At 46.3% G+C, this 19,344-nt stretch carries 18 protein-coding genes; 6 read left to right on the forward strand and 12 right to left on the reverse strand.

The window, feature by feature from the left end; all coding sequences use genetic code 11:
• Window positions 1–24 precede the first annotated feature (24 nt).
• From GJU87_RS17275 to GJU87_RS21630, 4 genes are all read right to left on the reverse strand, one after another.
• Window positions 25–807, reverse strand: a complete 783-nt coding sequence (locus tag GJU87_RS17275) for a lipopolysaccharide assembly protein LapB (RefSeq protein ID WP_153640627.1) — start codon at window positions 805–807, stop codon at window positions 25–27.
• Between the two features lie 181 nt (window positions 808–988).
• Window positions 989–1,660: a hypothetical protein gene (locus GJU87_RS17280; RefSeq protein WP_153640628.1), complete on the reverse strand. Its 672-nt coding sequence runs from the start codon at window positions 1,658–1,660 to the stop codon at window positions 989–991.
• Between the two features lie 17 nt (window positions 1,661–1,677).
• Window positions 1,678–2,250: a hypothetical protein gene (locus GJU87_RS17285; protein WP_025865519.1), complete on the reverse strand. Its 573-nt coding sequence runs from the start codon at window positions 2,248–2,250 to the stop codon at window positions 1,678–1,680.
• A 205-nt stretch (window positions 2,251–2,455) separates the two neighbouring features.
• Window positions 2,456–2,578, reverse strand: coding sequence for a hypothetical protein (locus GJU87_RS21630; protein ID WP_255454224.1), 123 nt, complete (start codon window positions 2,576–2,578; stop codon window positions 2,456–2,458).
• A gap of 406 nt (window positions 2,579–2,984) precedes the next feature.
• Between GJU87_RS21630 and GJU87_RS17290 the strand changes: the two genes are divergently transcribed.
• The 5 genes from GJU87_RS17290 to GJU87_RS17310 all read left to right on the forward strand — a co-directional run bounded on the left by GJU87_RS17290 (window position 2,985) and on the right by GJU87_RS17310 (window position 9,604).
• Window positions 2,985–3,707 carry a hypothetical protein gene (locus tag GJU87_RS17290; protein WP_153640629.1) on the forward strand — a complete coding sequence of 241 codons (723 nt, stop codon included), beginning with the start codon at window positions 2,985–2,987 and terminating at the stop codon, window positions 3,705–3,707.
• 256 nt (window positions 3,708–3,963) lie between these two features.
• A complete protein-coding gene (locus tag GJU87_RS17295; protein ID WP_153640630.1) occupies window positions 3,964–5,109 on the forward strand; it encodes an NEW3 domain-containing protein in 1,146 nt (381 codons plus the stop codon).
• Between the two features lie 3 nt (window positions 5,110–5,112).
• Window positions 5,113–6,075, forward strand: a complete 963-nt coding sequence (locus GJU87_RS17300; RefSeq protein ID WP_153640631.1) for an ABC transporter ATP-binding protein — start codon at window positions 5,113–5,115, stop codon at window positions 6,073–6,075.
• Window positions 6,029–7,108 (forward strand): ABC transporter permease, encoded by a 1,080-nt coding sequence (locus tag GJU87_RS17305; RefSeq protein ID WP_228492033.1) that lies wholly within the window; start codon window positions 6,029–6,031, stop codon window positions 7,106–7,108. Before GJU87_RS17300 ends, GJU87_RS17305 begins: the two co-directional genes overlap by 47 nt.
• A 192-nt stretch (window positions 7,109–7,300) precedes the next feature.
• The gene (locus tag GJU87_RS17310) at window positions 7,301–9,604 is read left to right on the forward strand and encodes a GH92 family glycosyl hydrolase (protein ID WP_228492034.1); all 2,304 of its coding nucleotides are present in this window, start codon (window positions 7,301–7,303) and stop codon (window positions 9,602–9,604) included.
• An 87-nt stretch (window positions 9,605–9,691) separates the two neighbouring features.
• Here the strand turns inward: GJU87_RS17310 and queA are convergent, their stop codons facing one another.
• The 5 genes from queA to GJU87_RS17335 form a co-directional block, all read right to left on the reverse strand.
• The gene (gene queA / locus GJU87_RS17315; RefSeq protein WP_153640632.1) at window positions 9,692–10,741 is read right to left on the reverse strand and encodes a tRNA preQ1(34) S-adenosylmethionine ribosyltransferase-isomerase QueA; all 1,050 of its coding nucleotides are present in this window, start codon (window positions 10,739–10,741) and stop codon (window positions 9,692–9,694) included.
• Window positions 10,742–10,780: 39 nt separating this feature from the next.
• Window positions 10,781–11,506 carry a tRNA pseudouridine(55) synthase TruB gene (truB, locus tag GJU87_RS17320; RefSeq protein ID WP_153640633.1) on the reverse strand — a complete coding sequence of 242 codons (726 nt, stop codon included), beginning with the start codon at window positions 11,504–11,506 and terminating at the stop codon, window positions 10,781–10,783.
• Window positions 11,507–11,786: 280 nt separating this feature from the next.
• Complete coding sequence (locus GJU87_RS17325) at window positions 11,787–12,050, reverse strand: DUF3098 domain-containing protein (RefSeq protein WP_153640634.1); 264 nt, start codon at window positions 12,048–12,050, stop codon at window positions 11,787–11,789.
• A gap of 33 nt (window positions 12,051–12,083) precedes the next feature.
• Window positions 12,084–12,962, reverse strand: a complete 879-nt coding sequence (locus GJU87_RS17330) for an ABC transporter permease (protein WP_153640635.1) — start codon at window positions 12,960–12,962, stop codon at window positions 12,084–12,086.
• A gap of 21 nt (window positions 12,963–12,983) precedes the next feature.
• Entirely contained in the window at window positions 12,984–15,464 is a 2,481-nt protein-coding gene (locus tag GJU87_RS17335) for a YfhO family protein (protein WP_153640636.1), read from the reverse strand.
• Window positions 15,465–15,570: 106 nt separating this feature from the next.
• Between GJU87_RS17335 and GJU87_RS17340 the strand changes: the two genes are divergently transcribed.
• Window positions 15,571–17,049 (forward strand): oligosaccharide flippase family protein, encoded by a 1,479-nt coding sequence (locus GJU87_RS17340; RefSeq protein ID WP_153640637.1) that lies wholly within the window; start codon window positions 15,571–15,573, stop codon window positions 17,047–17,049.
• 2 nt (window positions 17,050–17,051) lie between these two features.
• Here the strand turns inward: GJU87_RS17340 and GJU87_RS17345 are convergent, their stop codons facing one another.
• From GJU87_RS17345 to GJU87_RS17355, 3 genes are read right to left on the reverse strand one after another with little or no spacing between them, the layout of a single operon-like run.
• A complete protein-coding gene (locus GJU87_RS17345; protein WP_153640638.1) occupies window positions 17,052–17,579 on the reverse strand; it encodes an HAD family hydrolase in 528 nt (175 codons plus the stop codon).
• Window positions 17,569–18,603 (reverse strand): N-acetylneuraminate synthase family protein, encoded by a 1,035-nt coding sequence (locus tag GJU87_RS17350; protein WP_153640639.1) that lies wholly within the window; start codon window positions 18,601–18,603, stop codon window positions 17,569–17,571. Before GJU87_RS17350 ends, GJU87_RS17345 begins: the two co-directional genes overlap by 11 nt.
• Entirely contained in the window at window positions 18,600–19,343 is a 744-nt protein-coding gene (locus tag GJU87_RS17355) for a cytidylyltransferase domain-containing protein (RefSeq protein ID WP_153640640.1), read from the reverse strand. The genes GJU87_RS17350 and GJU87_RS17355 overlap by 4 nt, the downstream gene beginning before the upstream one ends.
• Window position 19,344: the final 1 nt, after the last annotated feature.

Genomic DNA, 19,344 nt, shown 5'->3' on the forward strand with positions numbered 1-19,344 from the left:
CCCCTCCTTTCCCAAACAAAAACATCAATCACTCATTAGCGATTGGGCTTTCAATGCCTTTTCCCGGGACAATTTAAAACTCACGGTGTCCATCCGATAGGCTTTCATATAATGGTCATATGCCTTTTGATACTCCCTCACAGCCATCAGGTAATCCCCCATCGAATCGTAACTGTTGGGATTTTCGGGAGCCAACTCCAGGTATTTGGAAAAAGCAACATACGCCCTATCCAACTGATCCATATTCATGTAGTTGTATCCCATCCAGTTATATACCGGGGCGGGGTTACTTCCCATCTCGAGCATAGCATTGAGCGTCTTTTCCATCCCCCCGTAATCCCTGGCGAAGTATTGATATTCAGCTAAAATTTCATGCGCCGTAAAAGAGTTTGGATACAGTTCAACCAACTGCATTCCCAAATCAGTGACATCGGTGGCAGTGTCATCCGCCAACTTTTCCAATGCGTCTTGCAACAGCAGTTCCCCCGGTGTCAGGCGATAATTTGTTGCGACAACATGTTGATAATATTTACGGAAATCATCCCGATTCTTAAAAAACATCAGATTAAACAGTGCGAGATTATAGTTCGGCATGAAAAAAGCAGAATCAATAGCCACCGCCGCCTTGAAATGCTCAACAGCTTGTCCAATATGCACGTCGCGATAGGCCTGCAGTCCCTTCTCATAAAGTTTTATTGCCTCTTGTGATTTTGAAGTCACCGGCATCTCATCCGTTTGTTGTGCCTGCACTATTTGTGCCGTCATCAAAACGAGGATAAGCATCGCTTTTCCAATTAAACTTTTCATCGTCTTGGTTTTTTAAATTTGGTAAAATAAATTACAAATTAAAGACCTGTATCGCAATACATTTAACACAAAATAATCGACGACTGAACCGTGCGGTAACTCGCTTGAAAAAGGTGAAGAATCGACATTTTTGCCAGGCCGGATCGTTCTGACGTGAGCCATTGCCGCCATCGGAAAGATCTCAATGCTTCTTCTTTTCCGGCCACATGCTGATAGACAAACCAACACCGATGATAAGAGCTCCCCTTAAACCCGGACGCTCTATCTCCGTCGGAGTATTAAACTGAATACTGTTGATGTATTTGTTGTAGCTGATATTATTCCCTCCCAGAGAAAGCATACTGGAAACCCGATGTGATAAGCGTGCCCGAACTCCTAATGCCATTCCCTGAAAATATTGGAATCTGGTATCACCCAAACCTGAATAAGAATTTCCATCGGGATCCCGGAAACGGCCATCGCCCCACATGCGCCACGCACCAACACTGTATTCCAGAAACAATGCCCAGAAACCATCTTCATCGTCATCAAGTACCAGATAGAGCCGCGGCGTAGCTGAAAGAATGGTATAGGTTGCAGAGATGTTGTAATCGCCAATCTTAAACCATTCTCCATCCCAGTCTGAAAGGGATTCAATGTCCCACATCCGACCAATTTTGCCATCCACCTGGAGCCCCATAAACGACAACGGAAAAAACTCATGCCCCAATCCGCCAAAAACCGAATTTAAATCATCCACGGCATTCTGATCGATCCCATATGCCAGGATGAGATTGTTGGGCTGATCATGCCGCTGGGCTGAAGCAGCCAGTGAGCAAAACAGCAGGACAATGATGTGAAAAACCTTTCTCATTGGTCAGCCTCCCCTGTTTATAGCACCAAGCCCAAACGAACACCCAGTATCAAACCGCCCGACATGACCCGGTCGCCGATATTGCTTTCAAATCCCGTAAATAAATCCCAGATAACCGCGTCGCCCGCGGGACGACGAATGCCCCAGGTTAGTCGCCACGTAAAACCACCGGAATAAATTCCATCCACATTCTCACGGTACAGCGGAATGTTCAACGCTTCCACATAGTAACGGCCCGAAAGATTCACATACGACCCGATATGGTGGCTGATGTCTTTGTTCATCCGAATCCGCCGTGCATCAGAATACCGCCATTGTACGCCGGTTTCCACGTAAGGAAGCAGGTAAAATGCTTTAGCCTGAAAATGCATCAGATGGCTGAGATAAGCACCCGTTTCCGTATAATACGGTATGGTTTCAAAGCCAGCACTGCCGGTGAATCTGCCGGCAAGCGGAAACTCGTAGCGGTAGCCCGGCGAAATGAAATCGACCCGGTGAAACGCCGGAATCTTTGTTTCATTTTCCTGAGCAAACAAATTAAAAATGGATAGGGTAAAAAGGCAAAGGAGAGCAACTCCCGTTTTTTTCATAAACCAAACTTTAGTTAAATAATTAGATTTCGTTAGTGGTTCTGTTCTTTTATACCTTCCGGAAGGAAAAGGTTCCCCCCTAAGATATTGTTAAGTAACATAAATTCCAAGCGTCCGATCTCTTGCAAATCCCCGTCTTTTTTTAACAACGTTGGTGCAGGCTATCATTGGCCATGTTCACTATTTATCTCATCCCAATTGCCCTTTATCCGCTCTGTTCATCCATTTCCATACCGGCCCCGCATTTTCCGGTACCGGCAAAATTCCTCTCACCGACACGTGTCAACATTTCACCAGCCTCTACCCCTTTTTCACCAATAGCCTCCATTTTCACACCGGTTCATGTCATCGCCTCACCAGCCCTTGTCGGCATTCCGATAACCCTTTCCATCGTCTCACCAACGAATTCCACCGACGGAAATCGTCGGTGAGAAGACGGAAATCGTCGGTGAGAAGGCGGAATACCCCGGTGAAAAAAGGACCGGCCCGGGTGAATAAGCGATAACCAACGGTTAGCTAATAACCGTTTCGAATAAAAAGTTTTCCACATCTGTTTAAAAGCTATCAACGGATAATAAAAAGACGGTTTTCGGTAACCGGACAAAAATCGAACCCGGTGACATCAGAGAACCTTTCGGTCAGACATTCAACTATTTCAACCGAAAAACTATTGTAAATAATCATCAAAAAAGATAACTTGTTTTTTCTATTTCCAACCCAAAAATCATTTAACTATGAACAAAAAAAGAATCAGACGTCATTTTAGCAAAACCTATGACGAAGTCACCACCAAGGCCCAGGCCGTACAACCTCAATTCTCCAATGACCAACCGGCATTTGTATCATTCGATCCGGTATTCACGCCCGAATTTGGCACCGAACTAAAAAACGAAACAGACCAGGCTCTTGCCGATGATTCGGAAGAAAAGCAACAGTCCGAAATAGAGCTGCGGACCAACAAGTTAAAAGTACTGCGCTTGCAGGCAGCTAACGCGTACAAACGGTTGCTCTATTTTGTGCATTCCGCTTTTGGCGAAACCAAAGCGGTTGACAGCGCATTCGGCCGTCCGCGGTACAGTAAAGCGCGCCGATCGGAAAAAGAGATGATACCAATGTTGAACCAGGCAGTTACGGCCGCCCGTTCCGGGCAGTTTAACGCAGGGCTAACAGCCAAAGGCATGTCGGAAGACCTGCTAACCGAACTGGAAGATTTAGCCAATCAACTCATTGAAACCGATAACGAACAGGAAATGCTGAAAAAGCAGCAACTAATCGTTACCGACGAGCGCATAAAGCTTTACAATTCTATTTGGGATAAGCTGGTGAAAATCAACTCCGCCGCTAAAATTCTCTTTCCTGACGATCCGGCCCGGTTAGCCATTTATCAGCTTTACGAAACTTCAACTGAAACGGCTGAAAACGAAACGCCGCCCGGCAACGAAAACACAAACGAATAATTCGCAGACCATCATTACGCTAAACGTCCGGATACAGAAACTATCCGGACGTTTTTTTATTTAACTACTACCTTCAGCTTTTCCAAAATCCCAAACTTTGGAAAAGCTAAAAACACGGGGTTCAGTCCCATAAAAACTATCGCCAATAAACGTTTATTAGGATTTAATTAAATTTTTTAACAAAAGTTTAATAAAGTTAATCTTATACTTAGCCTCCGAATAATAAATCACCTAAAAAACATTGGAGGATTCTTTTATGTCTACCCGCACTAAATGGTTAAGTTTATCATTAACTCTTCTGTTTCAACTGGTTTTCATCGGAACCTATGCCGCCGGCACCGGCGTCGAGTTGTACACCCCTTACACCCGCATTTCCGTTCCACCGGGAGAAACGATTAATTACAACATCGAGGTTATCAACAACACCAGCCAGATTCAAACCATGCCCATTTCGGTAGTAGGAATGCCCCGTGGATGGGATAGCCAATTGAAGTCGGGCGGCTGGAAAATCAGTCAAATCTCTGTCCTTCCGGGGAAAAAAGAGAAGCTTTCCCTGAAAGTAGATGTACCGCTGAAAATAAACAAAGGCAGCTATCATTTTAAAGTGTTAGCCGGCGGATACACTTCGCTCTTGCTGAATGTGGTGGTTTCGAAACGAGGAACCTATCAAACCGAGTTCACCACCGACCAACCCAACATGAAAGGGAACTCGAAGGCATCGTTTACCTTTAAAGCCAAGCTGAAAAACAGTACGGACAATAATCAGCTTTACGCACTCAAGGCCGACGCTCCCCGTGGCTGGAACGTGACCATCAAAGCCAGCTACAAAGAAGTGGCATCGGTGAACATCGCCCCCAACGCAGAGAAAGATATTTCCATCCAGATCAAGCCGCCGTCGGAAGTGAAAGCGGGTACATACCGCATCCCCGTGACAGCTTCTTCCGGAACGACTTCGGCCGAGATTGCCCTGGAGGTGGTGATTACCGGAACATTCAATATGGACCTGACAACGCCCACCGGCCTGCTCAGCACCGATATCACGGCCGGCGACCAAAAACAGGTTGAATTCCTGGTTCGCAATACCGGCTCATCCGATCTGAAAGACATCAACTTCGATGTAACAAAGCCTACCGACTGGAAAGTTACATTCGACCCGAAAAAGATTATCGACCTTCAGGCCGGCAAAACAACCAAAGTGATGGCTACCATCCAGGCCTCCAAGAAGGCAATTGCCGGTGATTACGTCACCAAAATCGAGGCAAAAACACCGGAAATCGGTACCAAGGCCGAGTTACGTGTCACCGTGAAAACACCCATGTTGTGGGGTTGGATTGGCGTTTTCATTATCCTCTTAGCTCTCGGAAGCGTGTTTTATCTGTTCCGCAAATATGGAAGGAGGTAATGCATGGCTGAAAACATTATCGAGCTGGTCGATCTGACCAAAAAATACGGATCGTTCACAGCCGTCAATCGCTTAAACCTTTCGGTGAAAAAAGGCGAGGTGTTTGGCTTGCTCGGCCCCAACGGCGCGGGAAAGTCGACAACTATCCTGATGATGCTGGGACTGACCGAACCCTTTTCCGGTTCCGTGAAAGTTTGCGGCATCAATTCCACCGAAAACCCGATTGAGGTGAAACGGCGTGTTGGTTACCTTCCGGAAGATGTAGGTTTCTATCCTGATCTTACCGGAATGGAAAACCTGAAATACATCGCCCGGCTGAACGGCATACCGGAAAAAGATGTCGAACCGAAAGCCAAAGAGCTACTGACCCGTGTGGGACTTGCCGCTCAGGCGGAAAAGAAAACCGGGAAATATTCGCGCGGAATGCGCCAGCGGCTCGGTTTGGCCGAAGTGCTCATCAAAACGCCCGAAGTCATCATCCTCGATGAGCCGACCTCGGGTATCGACCCGACCGGAATCCGCGAGTTCCTCGAATTGATTGTTCAACTCAGCAAGGAAGAAGGCATCACGGTCTTGTTTTCTTCACACAATTTGCACCAGGTGCAGCAAGTTTGCGACCGCGTGGGACTCTTCGTCAGCGGCAAGCTGATTGCCGAAGGAAACATTGAATCGCTTTCGCAGAAGCTGTTTTCCACCGAATCGTTCGTCGTGGAGGCCGGTATTGCTACTTCCGGAAACGAAAACAACGGAAATGGCCTGGCTGAGAGTCTGAAAAACATCGACGGGGTTACGTCGGTTTCGCAAAAAGATCATACGTTCTACGTGGGATGTACGCGCGATGCCACGGCTGACATTGCCCGGGAAATTGTTTCATCGGGCTCCGGGTTAGCGTTCCTGCGCAAGAAGGAATATGGCCTCGATGACATTTATAACCGCTATTTCGAAGGAGGTGAAGTTCATGAGTGATATAGCAAAACAGATACAACAACCCAAAGAGTCGTGGCTCGACAAACTCGCCCATTCGCTGGGATTCGTATCCCGCAAGGAAGTGGGCATGCATCCCTTCCGGGTGATTGTCGACAAAGAGATATCGGACCTGGTGCGTAGCTGGCGTTTCAAAATTCTGATTGGCATCATCGTGCTAACGTGCCTCGGTTCGCTTTATACGGCTTTGACCAACATCGGTCACGCGGTGAAACCCGGCGACCCGGATAATGCGTTTTTCTTTCTGAAGCTGTTCACCATTTCCGACGGAACCTTGCCGTCGTTCTTCGTGTTCATCAGCTTCCTGGGACCCTTACTGGGCATCAGCCTCGGTTTCGACGCCATCAATTCCGAGCAAAACAGAGGAACGCTCAGCCGTGTGATGGCGCAACCCATTCATCGCGATTACCTGATCAACGCCAAGTTCATGGCTTCGATAACGGTCATCAGCGTGATGTTTTTCGCACTCGGTTTCCTCGTGATGGGACTTGGACTGCTCATCATCGGCATTCCGCCTACGCCCGAAGAGTTTCTGCGCATCGTGTTCTTCATCGTGCTCAGTGTCTTCTACGTAGCCTTGTGGCTGAATCTGTCCATCCTGTTTTCGGTCCGGTTCCGGCAGGCAGCCACTTCCGCTTTGGCGGGAATTTCGGTTTGGCTCTTCTTCAGCATTTTCTACAACCTGATTGTAAAGCTGATTGCCCGGGCGACCATGCCCCCCGAAATGGCACCGGAGCGCTACATCGTTGCTCACCGAAACTTTATACTGGATTTGATGCGTCTGTCACCGAGTCAACTATTCAGTGAAGCAACAACGACGTTGTTAATGCCTTCGGTACGCAGCCTTGGCCCACTCACCATGGAGCAGGTACACGGAACCATTCCGAGCCCGCTTCCTTTGGGACAAAGCCTGCTGCTCGTATGGCCGCAGCTAACAGCCATTATCGCCATCACGGTAGTTTGTTTCGCTCTTTCGTACGTTTTCTTTATGCGAAAAGAAATCCGTTCCAGATAGTTAAATTCCGCTAGTGTCATCTTCCTGCCGGGAAGAAGATACGACCAAAGGCAAGTCGTCCGTTCGTTGATCGGACAGCTTGCCTTTTTTATTTCACTGCGAAGTATCCATCACCAAGCATTTCCCCACTTTTTAACCGTGTAGCTGCACTAAATTTTTATCTTTGAAAGCGTAACCAAATTTCAGAGAATCGTGAAGAAAATTATTCTAAGTATGCTGCTGGCTGCAGGTTTGCTTGGGCAAACTACAGTCAGTAAGGCACAAGATGTGCCCCTGGGCGAAAACCTGGTCAAATATGTCAATCCGTTGCTGGGAACCGAATCGGATTTCTCGTTGTCGAACGGAAACACATATCCGGCCATTGCCCTGCCATGGGGAATGAATTTCTGGACGCCGCAAACCGGAAAAATGGGCGACGGCTGGGGCTACACGTACCAGGCCAAGAAAATCCGGGGTTTTAAACAAACCCATCAACCCAGTCCGTGGATTAACGATTACGCGGCTTTCTCCATCTTTCCGGAAACGGGAAAAGTGATCATCGACGGAGCCAAGCGTGCATCGTGGTATTCGCACAAGGCGGAAATTTCCCGCCCCGATTACTACCGCGCCTACCTGGCCGATTACGATGTCGTCACCGAAATCACACCCACCGACCGGGCTGCCCGTTTTCGTTTTACGTTCCCGCAATCCGACTCGTCGCGCGTGCTGATTGACGCCTTTAACATGGGTTCGATGGTGAAAATTATTCCGCAGGAGCGGAAAATTATCGGCTATTGCCGGAATAACCACGGTGGCGTACCGGACAATTTCCACAACTATTTCGTGATTTATTTCGACAAGCCTTTTACCGTAGCCGGAACCTGGAAAAACAATACGAAGCTTTCGCAAGGTTCAACTGAAGCCGAAGGAGAACATGTGGGTGCCGTTATTACTTTTAAAACGGAAAAAGGCGAACAGGTAAACGCCAGGGTAGCTTCGAGTTTCATCAGCCCCGAACAGGCCGAACTGAACCTGCAGAGGGAAATCGGGAACGACTCCTTCGACCAGGTGAAAGAGAAAGCCTACCAGGCATGGAACAAACAATTAAACCGCATTCGCGTGGAAGGCGGAACCGTGGACCAATACCGCACGTTCTACACTGCATTGTACCGCACCATGCTCTTCCCTCGCAAGTTCTTCGAGCTGAATGCCGACAACGAGATTGTGCATTACAGTCCGTATAACGGGAAAGTGGAGAAAGGCTACATGTTCACCGATAACGGATTCTGGGATACCTTCCGGGCCGTTTTCCCATTCTTTACTTTGATGTTCCCGGAACATGATTCACAGGTGATGCAGGGGCTGGTCAACACGTACAAAGAGAGTGGCTGGTTGCCCGAATGGGCCAGTCCGGGACACCGTGACTGTATGATTGGTTCCAACTCGGCTTCCATCATTGCTGATGCTTACATGAAGGGAATTCGCGGATTCGACATCCATACGCTGTACGACGCCATCCTGAAAAACACGAAAGGTGTCGGACCGGTGCATTCGGTTGGCCGTTACGGAGCCGATTACTACAACAAGCTGGGCTATATTCCTTACAATGTTGGTATTAATGAAAATGCAGCCCGCACACTGGAATATGCTTACGACGACTGGTGTATCTGGCGTTTGGCCAATGCGCTCGACCGTCCGAAGAAAGAGATTAAGCTATTCGCTCAACGGGCCATGAACTATAAGAACGTATTCGACCCGTCGGTAGATTTCATGCGGGGCCGGAACGAAGACGGAACGTTCCAATCGCCTTTCCGTCCCGACAAATGGGGAGACGCCTTTACCGAAGGATGTAGCTGGCATTATACCTGGTCGGTGTTTCAGGACCCGGCTGGTTTAGCCAAACTGTTCGGCAGCCGCGAGAAAATGGCCAAACGTCTGGATGAAGTTTTCACAACCCGCCCCACGTTCGATGATTCGTATTATGGCATTCAGATTCACGAAATCACCGAGATGCTGATTGCCAACATGGGACAGTATGCACACGGAAACCAACCCATCCAGCATGCCACTTACCTGTACAATTACCTGGGACAACCCTGGAAAGCACAAATGCATGTGCGCGATGTGATGGACAAGCTTTACACGCCTAATCCCGACGGTTTGTGTGGTGATGAAGATAACGGACAAACTTCGGCATGGTACGTATTTTCAGCTATGGGATTCTATCCGGTGGCGCCCGGAAGTAACCAGTATGTGCTCGGTTCCCCGCTCTTTAAGGAGATAACCCTGAAACTGGAGAACGGGAATACCTTCACGGTAGTAGCTGACAAAAACAGCCACAAAAACGTGTATATCGAAAAAGCATCGCTGAATGGCCAAACGTACGACAAGAACTATCTGACGCACGAAGCCATTGAAAAAGGCGGGGAAATCAAGTTTGAGATGGGAAATCAGCCCAATAAAACACGGGGAACTCAACCCGATTCATTTCCCTACTCCTTTTCCGATAAGAAATAACATATCTGACTCCAGATAAAAGAAAAGAGAAAAGAGGATGCCATAACTGACATCCTCTTTTTATTTGTTTTAAGCGTATATTTTCGATCAAATGATCAACATGGCATCTCCGTAAGTTCCGAAGCGATATTTCTCTTTAATGGCCACCTGATAGGCATTCATCACCTTATCGTAACCACCAAAAGCAGCTACCATCATCAACAAGGTAGAAAGCGGCAGATGAAAATTGGAAACCATTGAATCGGCCACGCTGAATTCGTAAGGCGGGAAGATAAACTTGTTGGTCCATCCTTCGAACGGTTTCAAGGTACCCATCGTTGAAACCGAACTTTCGAGTGTCCGCATCACGGTAGTACCTACTGCACAAACCCGGTGTTTCGATTTCTTGGCACCATTCACCTGCTTGGCCGCTTTGTCGTTGATCCAGATTTGCTCGGAATCCATTTTATGCTTGGTCAAATCTTCCACATCGACGCTACGGAAGTTACCCAGTCCCACGTGCAATGTAATCTCGGCGAAATCGACGCCTTTAATCTCCAAACGCTTCAGCAATTCACGACTGAAGTGCAGACCGGCAGTCGGTGCCGCAACAGCCCCTTCGTGCTTGGCAAAAATGGTCTGATAACGTTCGGCATCGGACTCTTCAACCGGCCGATCGATGAATTTAGGTAACGGAGTTTCACCCAAGCTGTAAAGAGTCTTTTTGAATTCTTCGTACGGACCGTCGTACAGGAAGCGGAGCGTACGTCCGCGGGAAGTGGTATTGTCGATTACTTCGGCAACCAACAGGTCGTCATCGCCAAAATACAATTTGTTTCCAATACGGATTTTACGCGCCGGATCAACCAGCACATCCCATAACCGCTGCTCGCGATTCAACTCGCGAAGCAGGAATACCTCGATTTGTGCGCCTGTCTTCTCTTTATTACCATACAACCTTGCCGGGAAAACCTTGGTATTGTTGAATACCATCACATCCTCATCATCGAAATAATCGATAATATCTTTGAAGGTTTTATGCTCGATCTCTCCGGTTTCACGATGCAAAACCATCATCCGAGATTCATCGCGGTTTTGTGCCGGATGCAAAGCAATGAGATTTTCAGGAAGATTGTACTTAAACTTTGATAACTTCATAGAAGATTACAATTTATGTGGAATTTGATGAACCTTTTTCTATTTCGTCTCCTCAGCAATCGCTATATCTTTCAGCGATTCGAGAAATTCTTCAATTTGTTGCGCGTTTTCCAGCGTGAAATCACCCACGCGGGTTCGTTGTAAGCCGATCAGGTAAGCTCCGCTGTTCAATGCCTGACCAATATCCCTCGCCAACGCCCTGATGTAAGTACCTTTTCCGCATACAATGCGAAGTTTGGCTTCTGACTCAGCAAATTGCAGTACCTCGATCTCTTTTACAACAAGAATTTTCGGTTTCAGTTCAACCGATTTTCCTTTTCTCGCCAGATCGTAAGCCCGCTGACCCTCAACTTTTACTGCTGAATATTCAGGTGGAACCTGCTCAATGGTCCCAATAAATTTCTGTACGGTTTCCCGGAATAATTCTTCCGTAATGTGCCCGGTATCGTAGGTGGCATCTTCCTTCGTTTCCAAATCGAACGAAGGAGTGGTTGCTCCCAGTTTCAGCGTTGCGATATATTCCTTCTCCCCCGCCTGAAGCTCTTCAATTTTTTTGGTAGCCTTTCCGGTACACAATACCATAATGCCAGTTGCCATGGGATCAAGCGTTCCGGCATGTCCCACTTTCAACTTCTTTATACGCATTTTCCGGCAAAGGTTATTCCTTACTTTCTGCACCAAATCGAATGAGGTCCATTCAAGTGGTTTATCGAAAACAAGAATTTCTCCTCCCTTAAAATCAAATACTTTCGCCTCTTCAGCCATGTTCGGTTTACTTCACAAAAACGCCGGAGTTAACAATAATTTACTGAATATCAGCCGACAAAAATAGCAATTATCTCAAAAACTGCACAATTGCGTGCAAAATAATGGCCATAAATGCTATATCCGTATTGCCTTAATACGCCTTTTCAGCGCCTATGTACCATGACAAAACGTCCGGCAACTCCCGCTTCACTCAAGTGCTCTCGGGATATTTACCGGAACCAGATAAGAAAGGCAGGAACGAGGATTGCACTCTTCGTCTCTGCCTTAAAAAATATGATTAAGCCTCTTCTTCGGATTTCGTCTTCTTCATGATGGCGTAGATCTCAAAAAGAAATCCAAAGAGCACCACCATTGGAGCGAGTGTTATCCGGCGAAAGCTGAATATTTGGTCGGGATTGAAAACATCAGGACTGTCGCTTTTCCCACCTACCATCAGGATAAATCCTATCACGATGATCAGAAAACCAACAACGAGTAAACGGTAGTTTTGTCGCCCCAAAGCGAATCCCTGATCCTTTAATTTTTCCGAATTTTTGGCCATTGTATCGAATTTTACTAAAAGGCAAAAGTAATATCAATAAAAAAGTTCATCAAATTTCAACCGCAAAAATTTGTTAACGGCGAAGAAGGTCGATATCCCCGAAATCAGGATACCCAGCACAAACACCAGTCCCAACAGGATGCCCATGGTTTCCATATTCTGAAAATTAATCACCGCTTTTAATTCTTTCTGGTAAGAAAAAACCAAACCTAAAAGCATGATGGAGGCAATGATAGCTCCGTAAATGCCGTGCAATACCCCTTTCGACATAAAGGGCCTTCGGATAAATCCGCGCGTGGCCCCAATAAGTTGCATGGTATTGATGAGAAAGCGTCGGGAATAAATGGACAACCGGATGGCATTGTTGATGAGCGCAATAAAAATCACCAACATCAACAGACTGAGCACAGCCAGTATGACACTTATTTTATTCACGTTCCGATTGAGCTGCCGCACCAAATTTCGCTGGTAATGCACCTCTTTCACTTCGGGATATTCAAGAAATTTCTTTTCGAGCAGTGCCAGACTATCGGGATTGGCATAACTGGCGTACACCTTTACATCGATAGAAGAAAGCAGCGGGTTGTAACCCAGAAAATCGACAAAGTCCTCGCCCAGCTCCTTTTTCAACTCCTTTGCTGCAGTGGCTTTATCCACAAAGCGTGTCGATTTAATGTAATCGGTCGCATCCAGCTTTTTCTGTAACCGAATTACGTCTACGTCCCGGGCGTTGTCATTCAAAATCAGGGTTACCCCGATATTTTCCTTCACGTAGTCGGACAGCCGCTTCGCGTTTAACAAAAGTAGCCCCATCAATCCAAACAGAAACAGGACCATGGAAATACTCAACGTTGTAGTGAAATACGAACTAAATAATCGTCGTTTCAGTCTTCTGGGCTTTCTCTTTGACATATGTTATCTCTCTGCTCGAATTTACAAATCTGCGTTTCCCTGCTTTCTTCGCATGAATTCTTTCACTCCCAAACCTAACAACAAAAGAAGGAGAATCGCTGAACTGGCCATCGAAATTGTGTTCCCCAGGCGGTAGGAAACCGGCTGGAATTTGAATTTTATATCATAATCGCCGGCCGGCAATACCATTCCTCTCAACACATAGTCCGTCCGGAAATAGGGCGCCTTCTTGCCATCAATATACACATTCCATCCTTTCGGATAATAGATTTCGGAAAAAACAGCCATCTGTTTGCTTTTCCCTTTGTAGTGATAATCTACCTCGTTGGGTGAATAGGAAGTCAATTTCAACTGCGCATCCGGATCGTATTGTATCTGAACTTTCTTCACTTCCGGTGCAAACCGCTTATCGATGACAGCCTGATCGGCCGGATTAATCATGTTCAATGCCGCAATTTCCTGATCGGCATTGTCCACCATGCGATAGCTTTTCACCAGCCAGGCATGCCCCAGCGCCATTGGATTCCTCAACGGACCACCATTGGGATTCACAATCACATATTTGGTGTTCATCATGTTGATGGCATTCAATCCAACAAACAATGAATCCATGTCGGCGTTGCTTTTCATCGCTTTCAGGCGACTACCCAGCGTCTGCATCTCGTGTTGCAGATGATATTCAATCAACTCCTGGTAACGGCGCATCTTCGCCCCGTGATATCCTCCAATGGATTTGAAATAATACGAGGTAGTGGCATCATTGAAGGTGCTCACTGTCATATTCAGTACCCTGAAATCGGGATCTTTGTCTCTCAGAATTTCTTTATCAGCTGTCGTCTCGGTGAAATGCTGTTTGGCCTGACGAGGAGTCACAAAATTATCCTTGTTCAGATAACGGCGGTCAACGCCCCAGAAATCGATCAGTATCAAAATGCCCATCAGGACCAGACCATTTCGCTTGGTTACTTTCTTCTCGAAGGTTCCCCACAGCACCGCAGCAAACAGAACAATGAATATAAGCGAGCGGAAAGCATCGCTGCGCAGCAAGGCCTGCCTGTCTTCCTGAAGCGATTCCAGTAGCCAACCCGGCAATTGTGCGTCCTGCGGTCCTGAAAAGCTTCCGGCCAAACCGGGAACTAAAGCAAACAGCAACGAAAAGCCAGCAGTGATACCGAAAGCCCATTTGAAGGCATAAAGCCATTCTTTTTTGCTCACTTCTCCGCTCAACAACTTCTTCAACGCCAAAAATCCTAGTAACGGAATCGTGAAATCGGCAATCACTAAAATCATCGACACAGTTCGGAACTTATTGTAACCGGGAACATGATTCAGGAAGAAATCCGTCAATGGCATGAAGTTCTTTCCCCAAGCCAACGTGATTGACAAGACTGTTGCCACAACCAGCCACCACTTCAGCGGTCCTTTTACTAAAATTAAACCGAGAACGAAGAGAAAACAGATAATAGCTCCGACATAGACCGGCCCCGAAGTAAACGGTTGCGGTCCCCAGTAACCGGGAAGCTGTTTTATAATTTGCCGACTGTTGGGAACGTTGTTCTGACGCAGTGTTTGATAAGTTTTGGAATTGGTATCGAAACCTCCGGTCGACGAACCTCCGTTGAAATTTGGAATCATCAGGGTAAAGGTTTCAGCTTTTCCGTAACTCCAGGCGGTGGCATAATCCTTATCCAAGCCAGAGGTTTTGTTGTGCTGATCGTGCGTCAGCTCCGATTTACCCCGTATGGAGAATTTTCCGTACTCATAGGTTGTCCACAAACGGGTCATATTGGCACCAACAGCCAACAATGCCAGAAGTGTAAGAACCCCGGCAGTTTTGGCAAACGGAACTAACTGCTTCCTCCGAATAGCCATAATCAACTCCGTCGCCCCCAACACCAAAACCAACAAGAGCGTGTAATAGGTAATCTGAAGGTGGTTAGCGAATAGCTGTAATCCCAGGAAAAGGGCCATTATTAAGCCTCCTTTCCATTTATTTTTTCGAAAAGCGTAATAAAGTCCACCAATGATAGGCGCCATGTATGAAATAGCAATGGCCTTACTATTATGCCCCGCCGCAATGATGATAATGTCGTATGAGGAAAATCCAAAGGCTATCGCCCCAATGATACTGAGCCATGGGTCGACTCCAAACAAAAGCAGTGCAATGTAGAATCCAACGAAATAAAGGAAGAGAAAATAGAACGGATTCAAGTTAAAAAGCGTCACTACTTTATGCAATGGCGAGAAAATAGTTTTCGTGATGGGCAGAGCAACCAAATAGGAAGGCATTCCTCCAAACATACTGTTCGTCCATAGAGCCACATCATCGTGCGAACGGTTGTAATCCCTGATTTCTTTTGACATTCCCTTGTAGGTGAAATTGTCATGCTGGGCAAGCTTCTGCCCCTCGATTGCGGGCGAGAAATAAATCAGAGAAAGAACAAAAAATAACAGAATTGCGACCACGTAGGGTAATCCTGCTTTACGGGAGATTTTCTTCATCAGTTTTGCGTGTTACCGTTTCACATATACACAAAAGTATATTTTTTTAACAAACGCTCCGTTCAACTCACTTTTATTAAATATTTTTGACATAAATCTAATTTCTGTGGGAATAATCATCAAACAAACCATTCGTGGTTCAATCTGGTCCTATGCTGGCGTTTTGCTGGGTTTTTTTAACCTGGCCATCTTATCTCCCAAGATTTTTTCGGCGGAAGAAATTGGATTAACACAGGTGCTGATTGCTATATCCACCATTCTGGCGCAGTTCTCCGGACTGGGTTTTCAGGATGTCACCAACCGGTTGTTCCCCTTTTTCCGAAATAATAAACAACATCACAATGGCTATCTCTTTCTCGCCATGGCTGTTTCGGCTACCGGATTTATTCTGGTTTCGATTTTCTTGTACTTCTTCACCCCTTACCTGGTCACGCAAAACCTGAATAAATCGCCTTTGCTTTCGAAATATGCATTTTATGTTTGGCCGCTGGTTTTCTTTTTCCTGTATTTTGCGGTATTCGACAACTACAACAAAGTACTTTACAATATCGTTCTGGGTACCTTCCTCAAGGATTTCCTGCTAAGAGTACTCAACCTTGGCATCATTTTGTTGTACTATTTCGATGTTATTGATTTTGCCAGATATGTGTTGCTGTTTGTGATTATTCAATCTATGCCGCCACTGGTTCTTAGTTTATACCTAATCCGCCACAAGAAATTCAATCTTCGTCCACAGCTTCATTTTATCACGCCGGAACTGAAAAAACAAATTCTGTTGCTCTGCGTTTTCGGAATCATTTCGGGCCTCAGCAGCTTTGCCCTGATCAACATCGACAAGTACATGGTGAACGCCTACATCGATTTGAAAGCTGCCGGAATCTATTCGGTTACCTTCTATTTTGGAACGTTAATTATGATTCCTTCGCGGGTGATGAACAAGGCGGTGGTACCAATCATCTCCGAGTCATGGAAAGCCAACAACATGGCAAAAATCGACGACGTGCTGGTAAAAAGCAGTATCAACCAGTTTCTTTTCGGATTATTACTATTTGCAGGAATTTGGGGAAACCTGCATAATATTTTTCGCATCCTGCCGGAGAATTATGAGAACGGCCAGTGGGTCATCTTTTTTATCAGCATGGCGAATCTGATCACGGTTTCGACAGGTAGCAGCATCATGGTTCTCAACACATCGCACTATTACAGGTTCCAGGCTTATTTTATGTTTCTGCTCATAACGCTCGTCGTGATTTCCAATATCCTGCTAATCCCTGCGCTGGGAATAACGGGTGCAGCATTAGCATCGATGATATCGACACTCATCTATTCAGCGGTTCGTCTGATTTTCCTAAAAATAAAATTTGGACTATGGCCGTGGAAACTACAGCATCTGTCGGGCATTGCTATTGCCGTTATCAGCTACGGTGCCGGAATGCTAATACCTTCGATCTCTAATCTCGTCGCCGATATTCTTATTCGCAGCCTGGTTATTCTGGTTGTTTATATTGCGCTGGTTTATTTTCTGAAATTGAGTACCGATTTCAACCACATCATCAATAAACAGTTGGGTAAAAGCAGGGAATAATATTACCGGGATGCCATTAGTTCCCGGAACCTTTCAATGGCTTGATTAACTCCTTCTTTACCCAAAATCTTTTCCACGAATTCACGAAAAACCCCTTCGCCGCCTTTTTTACTCAGCTCAATGGAAGTATACTTTTTCACGTATTCCGGAGCATCGGAAGGCGTAGCACTGAATCCGGCATCTTTTAATACATCGATATCATTGATGTCATCACCAATATAGGCCACATCATCCCACTCGAGATTTAACTTGTCCAACAATTCCTCGACGACCCGACGCTTATTTCCAACCCCCTTGAATAAATATTCGATTTTCAGCTTATCGGCCCGACGCTCTACTAATTGTGTGTCTTCCCCGGTTACGATACCTACCGGGATATCCAGCATCCGACAAAAAATAACACCGGCACTGTCGCTGGTATTGAATTTCTTCAACTCATCGCCATTCTCGGTGTAATACATTCCTCCATCCGTCCACACGCCGTCAATATCGGTCAGAACCAGTTTGGGCAGTCGTCGGCTAGAGCACATAATCAGGGTATATTATTTCATTACCGGAAATATCCTTGGTCAGCTTTTTCCCAATCACTTCGTCTCTTTCGCTCCAGCGATAACCATCACCGGGTGAAAGCAGATGAATATCTTTTTCCTCAACTACTTCACCGGCTTTCATTGCCCGGCGTGTCGCCAGCGAACGTTCAAGTTTATTCTTGGCTCCAATCACCGATTCAGGCACGACAATATCCTCTACTCCCATAGCTTTCTCCATGTTACGGATATCTCGAACCATACGATGTATGCCTTCCGGAGCCAATGAACCTTCCTGATCAGTTCCTTTCATTTTCCGATCGAGGGTAATGTGTTTCTCGATTACCTTGGCCCCCATGGCGACGGCAGCAATCGGTGCTGCTATTCCAATGGTATGGTCGGAGTAACCAATGGTGTATTCAGAATAGTGTTTTTGAAGATAATGAATGGTGCGCAGGTTCACATTCTCATACGCTGTCGGATATTCCGAAACACAGTGCAGAATGGAAATATTGCTGTGGTACCGGGTAATCGTCTCCAGAGCTTCATCAAGCTCCTTCTTCCCCGTCATCCCGGTCGACAAAACAATCGGCAGCTTTGTTTCCGCCATCGCTGCCAACAAAGGCAGATTCGTCAAATCGCGCGAAGCCACTTTTAACCGATCCGGAGAAAACAGCTTGAGCAGACTCATCGCACCAATCGCACAAATGGTTTCTACAAATTCAAGTCCCGATTGCCTGGCGTATTGATAGATTTCGTAATGCTGCTCATCCGAAAGTTCCAGGTGAGCCCGGTGCTCTCCGTAGGTCTTTCCAAAAGAATGCGGAGAATCATAAGGCCGGTTCATCTGCGATTCCGAAAGTTCTTCTGCCAAATCACGTTTAGTCAACTTGATGGCATCAATGGGTTTTAGTGTTGCCTGAAAACGTTCATCAACTACCGGCCGTACAACTGTGTCGATCATTAGCTTGGCAATGTCGACCGAGCCGTTATGGTTTTGTCCGATTTCCCCTATTATGTATGTCATTTTGTATTGGCTTTTATATTTTTTTTCATTCCAGCAAGAAACTCAGGATGATTATCCAGCCAGACAACCAATTCGTCCATCGATTCCCAGTTTTGTTCTATTTTCAGTTGATATAGTTCCTGCATCGTTCTGAAATCCTCCTCTGTATCAACCGTCATACGGATATCATTGCGATGACGCAGGAAATCAGGCATGTGTAACCAATGTAGCGAAAACGTGTCCGGATGTTCGTACACAAAGTTAGTGACATGCTCCAGATACAATGGATCTTTGGTCACAGAAAGGACTTTCTCCAATGCCGAGATGCGAACCATTTCTGCAAAAAATCCAAAGTGCGTCTTCATCGCCGGATGGCCAAATCCATCCCGGTAGCTAACATAGTCGACGCCCTCGTGCCAGGCATTTCCCAGCTCTCTCATAAAAGGGACCGAAAGAAACGGATTATCGGCACAAACACGGTAAACGACGTCATAATCTCCGGTCCGGGAAGCTTTCACAAATCGCTCGAGCACATTTTCTTCGCTACCGCGAAAACAGGAAACCTTTTCTTTTTGACAAAGCAGTTCCACTTCATCATCGATCTCGTGTGTTGTGGTAGCCACAATCACCGGCAATTCCAACTTCTTCACTTCACCAATAAGAATCTCAAGGATTCCTCTTTCCTGAAAAAAGGGTTTGACGACTTTATTCGGTAATCTTTGCGAGCCTTTCCGGGCTTGTATAACGACGGCTGTTTTCATT

The sequence above is a fragment of the Prolixibacter sp. NT017 genome, assembly GCF_009617875.1.
Classification (GTDB): domain Bacteria; phylum Bacteroidota; class Bacteroidia; order Bacteroidales; family Prolixibacteraceae; genus Prolixibacter.